Below are 13,655 nucleotides of genomic sequence, written 5' to 3'. Positions count from 1 at the left end.
CCCAGAATTAAGCCTTAGCCAACCAAAAACAATAAACCTTTAATTTTTGGCTAATACTTTGGTATTGTTAAAGAAAGGCTTAACCATATCAAGTATGTATTTCAAGTATGTATTCTCAAGTATGTAACTCAAGTATGTGTTATCAAGTATGCATATCAAATGCTTATCAAGTGTATATCAAGTGGCTTAAATAATAAAAAATAATAAAATAAAGCATAGTTAGTTTATTTTATTTTATTTTATTTTATTTTTCTTAAGCCAATCAAAACTATTTCTTTTATCTTGGCTATTACTAAGTATTAGTTTAGTTAAACTAAGTATTATACTAAATGATAACCAAGCTTATTACACATTAATCTAAGCTTAGTTATATTATACTAAGCTAAATATAGCTAAGCTATACTATACTAAACCAAGTTATATTAATCTAAGCTAAGCTAAGCTAAGTTATAACTTAGATAATATAATAATCTTGGCTAAAAATTAAGTATGACTGAGTAATTATTACCAAGTATAACAGTTTGGCTTAAATTAAGTAATATACTCTTGTTATACTCTGGTATAAGTAAGCTTAGTTAAATAATAGCCTATAACTTGGCTTAAGTAGTGTATAACTAAGTTTAATTATACTTGGATATTATAAAACTGGGTATATAAAACCTAATATTTACCTAAATGGGATATATTTAAGTAAGCTTAGGTTATGTTTAGTATATCGGGATATAAGTGGGTATAATTCAGGTTAGATAAGAAAGCAGGGTGGCTAAATTAATCAACCACCCTGTTGGATTGAAATTACCAGACAACTTCTTCTGTTTTGCGTGGCTTGAACCATTTAAGAACACAATTAGCGTAATATTTTATGTTTGATTTCATATTCTTATAAGCTTGGTATACTGCTTCAGTATCAGGTCTATATAATAGCCTGTAATTACTAACAACCCAAATATTGTTATAGGGTTTGTAAACAGTTAAGACTTCGTTGTCATCCCAATCACGTAGTGAGAGTATTTTCTTGGGTATATTATAACCCTCTGCCTCGTGTTTTTCTTTTAGCATATCATACAAACAAGGGTCTTGGCTGGATTTATTTTCTAACCCTTTGTTTCTTGGCACAAACAAATCATAAAGCCATTCTGCGTTATCAAAATCAAACACATCATTATCACACTCGTAAACAGAAACCACCTCATAGATGAGTTTATGGTTGATTAGAAATTGCAAGGGATTCCAGATGATTTCGGTGGTAATGATATTTTTGTCAGTATTAAGTTTTTGTAACTCATCTATGCTGTAATCTTTATATTCTGGTAAATACTGGGTTATTTTTTGGACATGTTTCCATAGGATAGTATTACTATCACTACAGGTATATTGTGTGAGAATACTGCCTTCACTTGGATGTATTTCCATCCACTTCTTAAAGCAAAACTTAACTATCCCTCCTCCCACCATCCAGTTGGTTTGGATATATGAACAGAGCAGAAAGATTATGTTGTATTTTGGGGTATTGACAAAATGCTTGAAAGTATTAATTATCATATTAGGCATGTAAATATATTCATCATTTTCAAGTTCACCAATTGGCAAAATATCGTAAACTTTGCTGGTCTTCTTGTAGCGGGTAGGGGAAAGACGCCTACCCGCAAATTGTTTTTTAGTGTAAAAACTATATGCAGATTTTCCAGTTACTTCCCTAATGATGTCATTTTCCAAAAGTTTTTTGATACATCTTCTGGCTACTGTTCGTGGTAATCCTAGATATCTGTGTAAACTTTCTGCTCCCCATTCAGTAAACCTGTTATTGGGTAATCCATCAATCCCCAAATCACTTGTGCCTGCTGTAAACACAAGATAAGCCAGAATTTCGTTAGTATCCATCTTAAATAACTTGTAGAATTTTCTTGTGTTGACTTTGAAAAATCCTTGCCTGTTCTCTTTCATGTAATACCCCGTGGTGGTGTTGTCATATATGCTGTTTTACTCTCCCAGATAGCACCAGAACTCTGTCTCTTTGTTGAGGTCTTTAATGATAACCAGAGCATTTCTGATTAAGGAAGCACATTGATGGATATAATAATCTGAAAGGCTTATAGTTCCACGTGTGTCAAGAGGGATAACCATATTTTCAACATCATAGATTAAGTTGGCTAAATCAGAGCTAACTTGCTTCAAGTTTGACTCATCAGTTTGACTTGCAATTTTTTCAATAGCACTTTTAACCGCATTGGCTACTCCTAATACTTTCACAAGATTCAAAATGGCTGAATTATTTGTTTTCATATTAACCTCCCTCGATGTTTATTTAACCTTTCTCTAAAAATTGTCTTCTTAATTATCAAATAGTTACAACCTTAAAATTGAGTTAAGCCCATTTTCGGGGTTAAATGAAGCGAGTTAAGGGGTATTTTTAGGGGGGTTGGGCTTGACTAAGGTAAAACCCTTAGTCAAATTTTTTTACCCCTGTTGGACACGCTTAACTCGCTCATTTTGACTCAAAAAACACGTCTAACTCGCTTGTTTTGAAACTGCTTCAAGCCGTGATTTACCCTTGTATTTTTTGAACCACATTTGCAATTCTGAGTCAGTGTTCTTGTCTGGGTCTAATCCAATAATGCCACGTTGAACTCTAAAACTGTGATTTAACATTTGAAAATTAAAATAACCGAATACAGGCTTTTGGTGTTTATGTATGTGCTGTATCTTTTGTTGTTTCTTTACCCAATATGGCTGTTTAATTTTAAGCTTACAAATATCCTCATCAGCATACCAAAGCCCTAATGAATTGACATCGTCAGAAAGTAACGGGCATAATGGAGCATTACAGGACTCAAAATATTTACATTCTTTCTTAAGCTCTGTTTCTTTTACTACTTTGTTAGTTAACTCCCCCATAGCTCATCCTCCCATTTACTTGTTTAACTCGCTTGGATTCATTTCCAATACATGTCTTTGGTAGGCTTCAAGGTCGATGTAAAGCCTACCACCAATCTTGCGGAAGATTTCAGGATACTTGCCTTTAGATTTCCACGTCCTTAGCGTGGTGGCTGTGTGTAAAACACCAGCCTGTTGCAACAAAGTGTCTTTGTTGGGGATTAGTTTGGTTGACATATTAACCTCCTTTAGTTGTTTTGGTAAAAACTATGCAATTTTTGGTCAATCATAATTTTAAAATAAATTGCTATTGTTTTTTGTCAATAGTTTTCTTTTTACTTGAATATCTTATTTTTTGTGATATATTTACTAAAAAAGGTGAAATAATGAGTGATTTAGAAAGTTTGGGTAATTTTCTTCGACAAATAAGGATAAATCATAAAATAACACAAAAAGATTTAGCCAAAATACTTGGTTTGTCTCCAACATTTGTAAATAATATTGAAAACGGAAAAAAAAGACCTACTGCAGAAACAGTTTTTAAAATTTTCCAAATATTTAATCTTTCATATTCTGATATTACTTTTATTCTTAACTCTTATTTAAAATTAGCAAATAGTAAAAACAAAGCAAAACTTATTGAATCTTTATTAAGTCATAATATCTTTTTGTTGTTCATTGATAGCTTTAACTTTTACGATGACTTTAAACAGTTATTTACCACTACAAGCCAACGATATTCATTAGCACAAAGCTTTCTTGATACTGTTACAGCAATAACCAAAATCAAAGCTGGTGTATCTAAAACTTTAACAAATGGAACGGATGACTTTTTAGCTACTATTACCAAATTGAAAGAAAACAACGACTTTCTTGTGTTTAACAAGGTTAAGCTTACAGATGAGCATTACAAGTTTTTGAGCACTTTTAACACGTATCTTGACCCAAGTGACGAATTTTGGGATATTGATAATCACAACATATTGATTCAAGAGTTTACTGAAGCATTAAAACAACACTGTGGCATTGATATAGAAAATCTAACACCACAAGATGTTAAAACTATACTGTTAAACAGGTATAACAATAAACTATATACGATTGAAGATAGTCTAATCACCAGAGCAATTAAGGGAGAGTTCTTTAAAGGAAAAATACCTTACGATTTGTTTAAACGGTCTGAGAAGCTAATACAAGCAAATGGTGATTTCTATGTTACTTGGTTTCACTCAACCATACCAGAAATTGAAATAAAGCTAATATTTTACTCATCATTACAGCTAATAGAAAACAAGCTTAAACCGTTTCTTTCGATGTTGGAACAACACGATAAAGAGTTTGCTAATAGGTTCACATCCCACATACTCGACTATATTGACTTGTTAGAGAATGCATACTACACGGACAACAAAGGAGTGGGGTTTAGAATACTTAAGAGTGGTAAGAAAGAAGATGACTAACAGGTTACAACCTTACAGCAACATTGACTGCCTTGACAGAAACCTAACCAAACCTAACTGGTTTGTTTTGTTTATAATGAATGGTTATTCAAGATTTTGCAAGGGTTTTGGTGGGGGAAATTTGTCAAGTTTCTTGACAACTTTCTTGACAAAAAAAGGGTTTTTGAAGAGTTATTCAAGAGTTATAAAACACGGGTTGGTTGCGTTTTTCTTTATTTATCAGAGAGTCGTTGAGTGGAGCGGAGGGGAGTCGAACCCCCGACCCCTACAATGCCATTGTAGTGCTCTCCCAGCTGAGCTACCGCCCCAAATCTCAAATTTTTAAATTTAACTTCAAGTAAATTTACATCATTTTTGCTGATCTTTCAACCTTTTTTCAACCACACAGTAAATTCCACCCTCTTTTATCCCTGGCATAAAACATCCATTACAGGAAATACATTTTGCTTTTGTTTTATCAGATTCTTTCCATCTTTTAATTAGATGTGGCTCTCTTATCAAAGGTCTTGAAAATGAAACAGCATCAGCAAAACCATTATCAATAATCTCAGTAGCAACTTCGAAGCTTCTAATTCCGCCAACCACAGCTACAGGAATATTAACCACTTGTTTTATCCTATTAGATAACTCTTTATGGTAAGCTTCTTTCTCAGCACTATCAATTTTTGATCTTGCTGGAGAGGTGTCCTTTGATGCTGGAGAACCACCGGAAACCTCAATAGCATCTATACCCCATTCTTCAAGCATTTTAGCTACTTTTACAGCCTCATCAATTGTAAATCCTCCATCTAAAAAATCATCACAATTTAGCTTGATAAATACAGGATAATCGTTACCTACTTTATTTCTAACTTCAGCTACAACTTCTTTTAAAAACCTTACTCTGTTTTTAAGGCTTCCGCCATACTCATCAGTCCTCTTATTTGTAAGTGGAGATAAAAACTGATTAATCAAATATCCGTGTGCTCCGTGCAACTGAATTGCATCAAATCCTGCTTCTTTTACCCTTCTTGCAGCTTTGCCAAAGTCAGCGATTACTCTTTTTATATCATCTATGGTCATTTCCTTTGGCACTTCTGAATAGCTTGGAAACTCCACTGCAGATGGAGCAATAGGCTGGAGTCCAGAAGATTTTCTGTTTGCCTGTCCACCAGCATGAACAAGTTGTACTGCTATCTTGCCGCCTTTTTCATGCACCTTATCAACAAGTTCCTTTAAAGCAGAAATGTTGTTATCATCATGAACACCGAGCATACCAGGTAGTTGAATACCATCCTGGCTTACATAAGCATAACCAGTGATTATAAGTGCAACCTCATTTTCAGCAAGCTGTTCATACAAATTAATTAAACGCTCAGTCGGTTTACCATCACTATCGCACATACCCTCCCACGTTGCAGACCTTATGGTTCTGTTTTTCAGATTAAGATTACCAATTTTAAAATTGCTAAAAATCATTTACTCCTCCACTTAAAAATATTTTTAAAACTAACAGCTATAATTATCTTTCAATAATATTGGCAGTTCTCTCAAAGAATTGATTGTAAAAGTTGGTTTAAGTTCCCACGGATCAAATATAATCTTCCCGCCTCTATTCACCCATACTGCTGACATCCCAGCAGAAATTGCACCTATAACATCAAAAGGATTAGCAGAAATCATGAAAGCCTTTTCTCTTTCAGCTTTTGAGCTTCTTAAAAAATGAGCATAGACAGCAGGATTTGGTTTAAAAGATTTTATATCATCAACGCTTATAATTCCTTCGAAATAATCAATAATCCCAGCATTATTAAGGAGAATATTCAAATCTTCAGGTTTACCGTTTGAGAAAGCATACATTTTGACTTCAAGATTCATTAATTCATTTAACGAACTAATCACATCATCAAATGGTGGAAGATTTTTATATTTCTCAAGCAGTATTTTCATTTCATCTTCACTTATATTCAAATTAAAGTAATTGTTTACATACTCGAGAGCCTGTTTTGTGCAGACAGAAAAATCGACGTAGTTTTGCATTAACGCTCTTCTAAATGAATACTCAAGTTGTTTTTGTCTCCACAAATCGGTGACATGTAAAGCAAGCTTTTCATCTTTTACAATAGAGACAATCTCATCAAAAACTCCTTTCGTATCAATTAGCGTGCCATAGACATCAAAAGATAAAACCACCATTTTATCCTCCTTAAATGGTATACTTTAATTATATCAAGTTTAAAATATTGGTCAAATAATTCTAAAATGTAACTTTTTGTAAGTATGTCTCCTTTTACTTATTATTCCTGTATTTGAGTGTCTTAAATTTGGTATATATTTTAAGTAATTTAACTCTAAACATACTTTCTAGTATGTATAAATAGTGCTAATGTTTACGATGAGAAATTTAATAAGTGTAAAAAAATAAAGAAAAAAGTTAAATTCTGATATAAGAATATTCATTATAGTATTCTAGGCTGAGCTACCATTTTTATTAATCTTTAGCCCAATTTAAACTTCTTTGTAATGCATTTAGCCATTTGTTATATATTTTTTTACGTGTTTTATTATCCATTTTCGGTTTAAATTCTTTTTCAATTTCTCTTATTTTGAGGATATTATTTTTGTCCCAGAAACCTGTGGATATGGCAGCCATAGCAGCAGCACCCAATGCAGTGGATTCGGTAATATAGGGTCTTTCTATATCAATTCCTAAGATATCAGCTTGAAATTGCATTAAAAAATTGTTTTTGGAAGCACCACCATCCACTGCAAGTGTTGAAAAATCTATTTCATTTTTTGTTGTTTTGACAAATTCTTCAAATACGTCACGAGTTTGAAATGCTATTCCTTCAAGAGCAGCTCTTGCTATATGTTCTTTAGTGGTTCCCCTTGTAATTCCAATTATCAACCCTCTTGCAGATGGATCCCAGTAGGGTGCACCAAGTCCGGTTAATGCAGGTACAAAAACAACGTTTTCAGAAGAATTAACTTTTTTGGCTAAATCTTCCACTTCTTTTGTGTCATTTATTATTCCTAGTCCATCTCTTAACCACTGAATTAATGATCCACCGACAAATATACTACCTTCCAGAGCATACTCTACATCTTTATCAATTTGCCAAGCTATTGTGCTAATAAGATTATCTGAGTAATAGATTTTGTTTTTAGTGGATGTCATCATAAATAGGCCAGTTCCATATGTATTTTTAATCAAACCGTTTCGCCATCCACCATGGGCGAATAGGGATGCCTGTTGATCGCCTATAATGCCTGCGATGGGTATTTCTTTGCCAAATAGTTTTTTGTCTGTATAACCAAATAAATGATTGCTAGGGAAAACCTGCGGTAGTAAATGTCTTGGAATTTCAAAGAGATTCAAAAGTTCTTCATCATATTCTAATGTCTTTATATTGAAAATCATTGTTCTTGATGCATTTGTAATATCGGTAGCATGGCATTTTCCTGCAGTTAGGTTATATAAAATCCAGGAATCCACTGTGCCAAAAAGTGCATCTTTTGATTTTACCTTTTTATTTACATCTTCTACATTATCAATAAGCCACTTTATTTTTGTGGCGCTAAAATATGGGTCTAAAAATAAACCTGTTTTTTCTTTAATTAATTTTTTGAGTTGAGAAAAATGTTTACATATGTTTTCGGTTCTTCTGCATTGCCAAACAATAGCGTTATATAAAGGTTTCCCTGTTTTTTTATCCCAGATTATAGTTGTTTCTCTTTGGTTGGTAATGCCAATGGCCTGAATATTTTCTGCACCAACTTTTTCAATGACAATAGCAATGACTTTTAGTGCAGTTTCCCATATATCGTTAGGGTTATGTTCTACCCAGCCTTCTTTAGGAAAAATTTGTGGAAATTCAGAATACTCAGATGCTATAGTATTCCCTTGTTTATCAAAAACAATAGCCTTATTTCCAGTTGTTCCTAAATCCAGTGCTAAAACATACTTAGACATTATGTCCCCCTTATTATAAATGAATCTATTTCATAATATCATTTTTATGAAAATATTTAAATAAAAAAAACTACTTGTGTTTTAAAATAAAAATATGTTATAAAATTTATTGTGGGGAGTTTTTAAAAATGCCTATGGGAGGATGTAATGAGTAAAGTAAGAAATGTACTTTTAATGACAATTATTTTCCTGCTTTCAGTTGCTGTCATGTCTTTTGCTGCAAAGCCAATTAAAATTGGATATGTTTACATTATGTCAGGTCCGTTTTCTACATATGGGCAATTTGCAAAACAAGGTGCTGAACTTGCAATAGAAGAAATAAATAAAAATGGTGGAATCCTTGGTAGACCTGTTAAAGGTTATTTTGAAGATTCTACTGGAAAGCCTGATGTTGCTTTAAGGGCAATTAGAAAGTTGGTTTATCAAGAGAAAGTTGATATTTTGATAGGGTTGGATTCTAGTGGTGTGGCAAAGACAGTAGTTCCTTCCATACCTAAAATGAAAACGCCTCTTATTATTACACATGCTGCAACACCTGATGTTACAGGTAAGTTGTGTAATAAATATGTATTTCGTATCTCATTAAATCTGGCTCAAAATGTTAAAGCTGCAGCAACATTAGCATCACAAATGGATGCTAAAAAGTGGACTACTGTAGGTCCAGATTATGCTTTTGGCCATCAGTCCTGGGAATATTTTAAAAAATATTTAAAGCAAATGAAGCCGGATGTTGAATTTTTTAGCGATTCAGAAGTAGCTTTTCCACCGTTTAAAACTACTGATTTTAGTTCTTATATCACTAAAATAATGAATTCTAATCCGGATGGAGTATTCATATCTTTATGGGGTGGTAATTTGATAGATTTTGTGAGACAGGCAAAGGAGATGGGATTCTTTAATGGTAAATACAAGGTGTTGATGTCTTTAGGGGCTGCAACAGAGGTATTGACCGCTCTTGGAGACAAGATGCCTGACGGCATCTGGGTTGGTACGAGATATTGGTTTTTGGCAAATAATAGTGAGTTAAATAGAAAGTTTGTGAAAAGTTATTATGATAAATATGGAGCTTATCCATCATACAATGCTCATGGGGCATATGCTGCAACTTATGCATTTAAAAAGGCAGCAGAAAAAGCTGGAACAACGAATAAAATGGCAGTTATCAAGGCACTTGAAGGTTTAAAGATAGAACTGCCTGCTGGTATGGTGGAAATCAGAGCTGAAGATCATCAAGCAATAACAGATGCTCACTGGGGACAAACATTTCACTTAAAAGAATTACCATTATCTATTTTAGCTCCAGTTAAAGTATTTGATGGAATAGGTGTTACAAGGCCGATTGAAGAAACTGAATGTAGGATGAAATAAGAGGCGGTATTTCCGCCTCTTGTTAAAAGGGGTTTTATGGAAACATTTGTTTTAAATTTATTTAACGGTTTAAGTTGGGGGATGCTCCTTTTCCTTATATCGATAGGGTTAACAATCATTTTCGGTGTATTAGGAGTGTTGAATTTTGCACATGGGTCCTTTTTTATGTTGGGTGCTTATTTGTGTATGCAATTTATGAATTTAGTTAAATCTTTTTGGATTGGAATTATTATTGGTCCTATTTTAGTAGCGATTTTAGGGTTGGTAGTTGAAAGGTTTTTATTAAGAAAGATTTATGACAGAGATATATCTTTTCAGTTGTTACTAACATTTGCAATACTGCTAGTACTGGATGATGCTGTAAGGCTGATTTGGGGGCCGGGGTATTATGTAGTTGAACCTCCTTTAATTTTATCCGGAGTAATTAATGTCTTTAATCATACTTATCCTGTTTATCGATTGTTTTTAATAATTATAGGGCCATTAATTGGTTTAAGTCTACTGATGTTTTTTAAGTTTACAAAATATGGAAAAATGATAAGGGCTTCTGCTTTAGACAAGGAGATGGCTGAGGGTGTGGGGATTAATGTTTCATTTGTATTTACATCGGTTTTTGCGTTTGGCACATGGTTGTCAGCGTTAGGTGGTGCTTTGGCTGCTCCTCATCAGAGTTTGGCTCCATCTATGGGTGAGAGGATAATAATAGAAAGTTTTATAGTGGTCGTAGTAGGTGGCTTTGGCAGTTTTACAGGTGCATTTGTAGGTGCTATGTTTATTGGGTTATTGGAATCCTTTGGGACCGTTTTTGCGGGAAGGCTTCAGATGGCTTTACCATACATTTTATTGATTTTGATATTGATTGTAAGACCAACAGGTTTATTTAAAAAGGGAACATAATGAAGAAAAAATATTTGATAATTTTATTTTTATTAGTAGTCGGAATATTGCCGGTATTTTTACCAACGTTTTGGGTAATGATATTTAGTGAAATATTAATTATGGGACTTTTTGCCATGAGTTTTAATTTATTGATGGGATATTCTGGACTTCTATCATTTGGCCATGCTGCATTTTTTGGTATTGGAGCATACACTACGGCATTCTTATTAAATAGTGATTTTTCTTCACTGCTAATGGTTTTATTAATATGTATGATTATATCTGCAGTTTTTGCTCTATTTTTTGGTTTGTTAAGTATCAGGCATGATGAAATATTTTTTGCAATGATAACTTTGGGCTTAGGTATGATGATTTTTACCTTCGCTCATAATTATAGAGAAATTACGGGTGGTAGTGATGGATTACCTATCATGAATATTCCTGATATTAAAATAATGAGTTATGAAATTACATTGTTTTCACCGGTAAATATGTATTTGTTCGTGTTATTTATTACTGTAATTTTTATTTTAATTATGTGGAAAGTGGTTAATTCTTCTTTTGGCTTACTTTTGAAAGGGATGAGAGAAAATAAGAATAGACTTTATTATGTTGGGGGAAATATTGCCAAAATTAGATTAATAATGTTTGTTATATCTGGGACAATTGCCGGGGCTTGCGGATTTTTATTTTCATTGTTTAGTAGTATGGCCACACCGGATTTTCTTCATTGGAGCTTTTCTGCAAAACCGGTAATCATGACAATTTTGGGCGGTTCTACGGTTTTTTTAGGACCGTTGGGCGGAGCAGCGTTGTTTTTTATTCTTGAACAGATTATTTTAAGATTTACTGAAAACTGGATGTTTTTTTTAGGAACAATATTAATCCCCATTGTTTTATTTTTTCCAAAGGGAGTTTTTGGGACGATTTATGAGTACATCACAAGAAAGTAAGATATTACAGGTAGAAAATTTGCATTTTTCTTATGGCAAATTTAAAGTGTTAAAAGGTATAAGTTTGTCCGTTGAAACAGGTAAAATTGCTGCATTAATAGGTCCCAACGGTGCAGGTAAAACTACATTTTACAATGTAATATCAGGTGGAGTAATTCCCAATATGGGAAAAATAATTTTTGATGGATTAGATATTACAAATTTTAAAGCAGATAAAGTGGTAAAAGCTGGTTTGTGCAGATCATTTCAAATAACAAATATTTTTGAAGATCTTACAGTAATTGAAAACATTTTTATCCCCCTTTTAATAAGGGATGGTAAGTATCTTAAATTTTGGGATAATCTCAAGAATAAAAAGGATCTATATGATGAGGCTAAGGAAATTTTAAATTTGGTAGGTCTTGAAGATTTTATTTTCAGTAAAGTTAATGAATTAGCCTATGGGGATAAAAGAAGGGTGGAAATTGCTATTACATTGGCCACAAACCCAAAAATGATATTGTTAGATGAACCGACTGCAGGAATGAACCCAAGTGAGACCGAAAGAATGGTAAAATTAATAAAAGATCTAAACGAAAAAACAAATACTACAATTTTAATAACAGAGCATGACATGAATGTGGTGTTTGGAATTTCCGATTATATATATGTGCTTCATCAGGGTGAGTTGTTAGCTTCCGGAACTCCTTATGAAATAAGGGAAAATGAACGTGTTCGAGAAGCTTATTTAGGTGGTGCGGATTATGTTATCAGTTAAGGATATTCATGTTTATTATGGCGAAAGTTATGTGATTCAGGGAGTTGATTTACATGTAAATGAGGGTGAGATCGTTTGCTTGCTTGGCAGAAATGGCGCCGGTAAATCTACAACTTTTAAAAGCATTGTGGGATATTTGCATCCGAGAAAAGGCAAAATTACTTTTGAAGATAAAGATATTACCAATAATAGGACGTTTAAAAACATTAGGTTGGGAATAGGTTATGTTCCTGAGGATAGGAGAGTTTTTGCCGATTTAACGGTTTTAGAAAATTTAGAAGTTGCATTTAGTGCTGTTAATAAAGCGGATATTAAGTGGCAAGTGGAAGATTTGTTTGAAATGTTTCCTCTTCTAAAAAAGTTGAGAAATAAAAAAGGTGGGGAGCTAAGTGGAGGAGAGCAGCAGATGGTAACAATAGCCAGAGCAATGGCTACAAATCCAAAACTATTGTTATTAGATGAACCTTGTGAGGGATTGGCACCTGTAATTGTGGAGCAATTGGCAGAGATAATAGTTAGATTAAAGGAAAATGTTACTATTTTGTTAGCTGAGCAAAATGCATATTTTGCATTAAGCATATCTGATAGGGGTTATGTGATAGATAAGGGAAAAATTGTCTACAGTGGTAGTGCAAGTATATTGAAAGAAAATGAAGAAATTCAAAAGAGATATTTAGCCGTATAAATTTATAATTTATAAAATTGAAAGGTTGAACGTTCCCGAGAGGACTTGAACCTAATTTTTTGAAAGTTTATTAGTATTTATGCTTACTTGTGAGTATAAATTTATCAGAATTTGATATATCTGAGCACAAGAAGTATCCTTATTTGTTGAAAGGCAAAGAGGATATAGGTTTTAATGAGGTATGGTGTGGGGATATAATATACTCATGATTGGATGGGGTGTGCGTATTTATCTGTTGTAATGGATTGGTTAAGTTGGTTGGTGTTGTCTTGGAAGTTGGATGCTGTAATGGATTCGAAGTTATCGGTATTCGCATTGGCGGCAGCTTTTGAAGAATATGAGCCACCAAAAATATTTAACTCTGACCAGGTGAGTCAATATGCAGCATAAAGAGCATATGGAGCTTTTACATTCAAGGGGTATCCTGATATCAATGAATGGCAAAAGTATAACGATGGACATATAATAGTAGAAAGGTTTTTCAGGACATTGAAATATGAGAGTGTATATTTGAAGAACTATAAGACATTGAGGGAAGCGAGGGCAGGTATAGGTGAATATATTGAGTTTTACAACAAGAGCCGATTACATTCATTACTGGAATACTGTACACCAGAAAAAGAATATAGCAAATCATTGAGGAAGATAGTTTGAAGAGAATAAGAGAAATGATAAATTTGGTTTTGATAACTGGGGACAGTTCAATTTTCCCAAATAATTGCGAGAT

At 33.3% G+C, this 13,655-nt stretch carries 15 protein-coding genes and 1 tRNA gene; 8 read left to right on the top strand and 8 right to left on the bottom strand.

Features of this window, described 5'->3' with window-relative positions; genetic code table 11:
* Positions 1-795: 795 nt before the first annotated feature.
* The 4 genes from FHQ18_RS00400 to FHQ18_RS00385 form a co-directional block, all read right to left on the bottom strand.
* Positions 796-1,944, bottom strand: a complete 1,149-nt coding sequence (locus FHQ18_RS00400) for a hypothetical protein (RefSeq protein ID WP_149265192.1) — start codon at positions 1,942-1,944, stop codon at positions 796-798.
* Positions 1,945-1,980: 36 nt separating this feature from the next.
* Positions 1,981-2,283, bottom strand: coding sequence for a hypothetical protein (locus FHQ18_RS00395; RefSeq protein WP_149265191.1), 303 nt, complete (start codon positions 2,281-2,283; stop codon positions 1,981-1,983).
* A 225-nt stretch (positions 2,284-2,508) separates the two neighbouring features.
* Positions 2,509-2,895 (bottom strand): hypothetical protein, encoded by a 387-nt coding sequence (locus FHQ18_RS00390; protein WP_149265190.1) that lies wholly within the window; start codon positions 2,893-2,895, stop codon positions 2,509-2,511.
* Between the two features lie 15 nt (positions 2,896-2,910).
* Positions 2,911-3,111, bottom strand: coding sequence for a hypothetical protein (locus FHQ18_RS00385; RefSeq protein WP_149265189.1), 201 nt, complete (start codon positions 3,109-3,111; stop codon positions 2,911-2,913).
* 149 nt (positions 3,112-3,260) lie between these two features.
* Here FHQ18_RS00385 and FHQ18_RS00380 point away from each other — a divergent pair, with 149 nt between their 5' ends.
* Positions 3,261-4,334 carry a helix-turn-helix transcriptional regulator gene (locus tag FHQ18_RS00380; protein ID WP_188020299.1) on the top strand — a complete coding sequence of 358 codons (1,074 nt, stop codon included), beginning with the start codon at positions 3,261-3,263 and terminating at the stop codon, positions 4,332-4,334.
* Between the two features lie 235 nt (positions 4,335-4,569).
* Here FHQ18_RS00380 and FHQ18_RS00375 read toward each other — a convergent pair.
* The 4 genes from FHQ18_RS00375 to glpK form a co-directional block, all read right to left on the bottom strand.
* A tRNA-Ala gene (locus tag FHQ18_RS00375) sits at positions 4,570-4,642 on the bottom strand.
* Between the two features lie 40 nt (positions 4,643-4,682).
* Positions 4,683-5,792 (bottom strand): NADH:flavin oxidoreductase, encoded by a 1,110-nt coding sequence (locus FHQ18_RS00370; RefSeq protein ID WP_149265187.1) that lies wholly within the window; start codon positions 5,790-5,792, stop codon positions 4,683-4,685.
* A 30-nt stretch (positions 5,793-5,822) separates the two neighbouring features.
* Positions 5,823-6,509 (bottom strand): haloacid dehalogenase type II, encoded by a 687-nt coding sequence (locus FHQ18_RS00365; RefSeq protein WP_149265186.1) that lies wholly within the window; start codon positions 6,507-6,509, stop codon positions 5,823-5,825.
* A gap of 295 nt (positions 6,510-6,804) precedes the next feature.
* Entirely contained in the window at positions 6,805-8,286 is a 1,482-nt protein-coding gene (gene glpK, locus FHQ18_RS00360) for a glycerol kinase GlpK (protein WP_149265185.1), read from the bottom strand.
* Positions 8,287-8,433: 147 nt separating this feature from the next.
* On the opposite strand from glpK, the gene FHQ18_RS00355 reads away from it, so the two are divergent.
* The 7 genes from FHQ18_RS00355 (at position 8,434) to FHQ18_RS00330 (ending at position 13,582) form a co-directional block, all read left to right on the top strand.
* The gene (locus FHQ18_RS00355) at positions 8,434-9,654 is read left to right on the top strand and encodes an ABC transporter substrate-binding protein (protein WP_149265184.1); all 1,221 of its coding nucleotides are present in this window, start codon (positions 8,434-8,436) and stop codon (positions 9,652-9,654) included.
* A gap of 36 nt (positions 9,655-9,690) precedes the next feature.
* Complete coding sequence (locus FHQ18_RS00350; RefSeq protein WP_149265183.1) at positions 9,691-10,551, top strand: branched-chain amino acid ABC transporter permease; 861 nt, start codon at positions 9,691-9,693, stop codon at positions 10,549-10,551.
* The gene (locus FHQ18_RS00345; RefSeq protein WP_149265182.1) at positions 10,551-11,486 is read left to right on the top strand and encodes a branched-chain amino acid ABC transporter permease; all 936 of its coding nucleotides are present in this window, start codon (positions 10,551-10,553) and stop codon (positions 11,484-11,486) included. The genes FHQ18_RS00350 and FHQ18_RS00345 overlap by 1 nt, the downstream gene beginning before the upstream one ends.
* A complete protein-coding gene (locus tag FHQ18_RS00340) occupies positions 11,464-12,243 on the top strand; it encodes an ABC transporter ATP-binding protein (protein WP_149265181.1) in 780 nt (259 codons plus the stop codon). The genes FHQ18_RS00345 and FHQ18_RS00340 overlap by 23 nt, the downstream gene beginning before the upstream one ends.
* A complete protein-coding gene (locus tag FHQ18_RS00335; protein ID WP_149265180.1) occupies positions 12,230-12,928 on the top strand; it encodes an ABC transporter ATP-binding protein in 699 nt (232 codons plus the stop codon). The genes FHQ18_RS00340 and FHQ18_RS00335 overlap by 14 nt, the downstream gene beginning before the upstream one ends.
* Positions 12,929-13,141: 213 nt before the next feature.
* Positions 13,142-13,318 (top strand): DDE-type integrase/transposase/recombinase, encoded by a 177-nt coding sequence (locus FHQ18_RS12905; protein WP_342788472.1) that lies wholly within the window; start codon positions 13,142-13,144, stop codon positions 13,316-13,318.
* Positions 13,319-13,357: 39 nt separating this feature from the next.
* Positions 13,358-13,582, top strand: coding sequence for an integrase core domain-containing protein (locus tag FHQ18_RS00330; RefSeq protein WP_149265179.1), 225 nt, complete (start codon positions 13,358-13,360; stop codon positions 13,580-13,582).
* Positions 13,583-13,655 lie beyond the last annotated feature (73 nt).

This window comes from Deferribacter autotrophicus, assembly GCF_008362905.1.
In the GTDB taxonomy this organism is placed as follows: Bacteria; Chrysiogenota; Deferribacteres; order Deferribacterales; family Deferribacteraceae; genus Deferribacter; species Deferribacter autotrophicus.
The sequence above is the reverse complement of the archived record's forward strand: the minus strand, read 5'-3'. Positions and strand labels throughout refer to the sequence as shown.

What these genes read in the sequence shown, in the direction of transcription:
- FHQ18_RS00340 (WP_149265181.1), top strand. Translation starts at nt 11,464, where the DNA reads ATGAGTACATCACAAGAAAGTAAGATATTACAGGTAGAAAATTTGCAT.
- FHQ18_RS12905 (WP_342788472.1), top strand. Translation starts at nt 13,142, where the DNA reads ATGGGGTGTGCGTATTTATCTGTTGTAATGGATTGGTTAAGTTGGTTG.
- FHQ18_RS00380 (WP_188020299.1), top strand. Translation starts at nt 3,261, where the DNA reads ATGAGTGATTTAGAAAGTTTGGGTAATTTTCTTCGACAAATAAGGATA.
- glpK (WP_149265185.1), bottom strand. Translation starts at nt 8,286, where the DNA reads ATGTCTAAGTATGTTTTAGCACTGGATTTAGGAACAACTGGAAATAAG.
- FHQ18_RS00400 (WP_149265192.1), bottom strand. Translation starts at nt 1,944, where the DNA reads ATGAAAGAGAACAGGCAAGGATTTTTCAAAGTCAACACAAGAAAATTC.
- FHQ18_RS00370 (WP_149265187.1), bottom strand. Translation starts at nt 5,792, where the DNA reads ATGATTTTTAGCAATTTTAAAATTGGTAATCTTAATCTGAAAAACAGA.
- FHQ18_RS00355 (WP_149265184.1), top strand. Translation starts at nt 8,434, where the DNA reads ATGAGTAAAGTAAGAAATGTACTTTTAATGACAATTATTTTCCTGCTT.
- FHQ18_RS00345 (WP_149265182.1), top strand. Translation starts at nt 10,551, where the DNA reads ATGAAGAAAAAATATTTGATAATTTTATTTTTATTAGTAGTCGGAATA.
- FHQ18_RS00335 (WP_149265180.1), top strand. Translation starts at nt 12,230, where the DNA reads ATGTTATCAGTTAAGGATATTCATGTTTATTATGGCGAAAGTTATGTG.
- FHQ18_RS00390 (WP_149265190.1), bottom strand. Translation starts at nt 2,895, where the DNA reads ATGGGGGAGTTAACTAACAAAGTAGTAAAAGAAACAGAGCTTAAGAAA.
- FHQ18_RS00350 (WP_149265183.1), top strand. Translation starts at nt 9,691, where the DNA reads ATGGAAACATTTGTTTTAAATTTATTTAACGGTTTAAGTTGGGGGATG.
- FHQ18_RS00395 (WP_149265191.1), bottom strand. Translation starts at nt 2,283, where the DNA reads ATGAAAACAAATAATTCAGCCATTTTGAATCTTGTGAAAGTATTAGGA.
- FHQ18_RS00365 (WP_149265186.1), bottom strand. Translation starts at nt 6,509, where the DNA reads ATGGTGGTTTTATCTTTTGATGTCTATGGCACGCTAATTGATACGAAA.
- FHQ18_RS00385 (WP_149265189.1), bottom strand. Translation starts at nt 3,111, where the DNA reads ATGTCAACCAAACTAATCCCCAACAAAGACACTTTGTTGCAACAGGCT.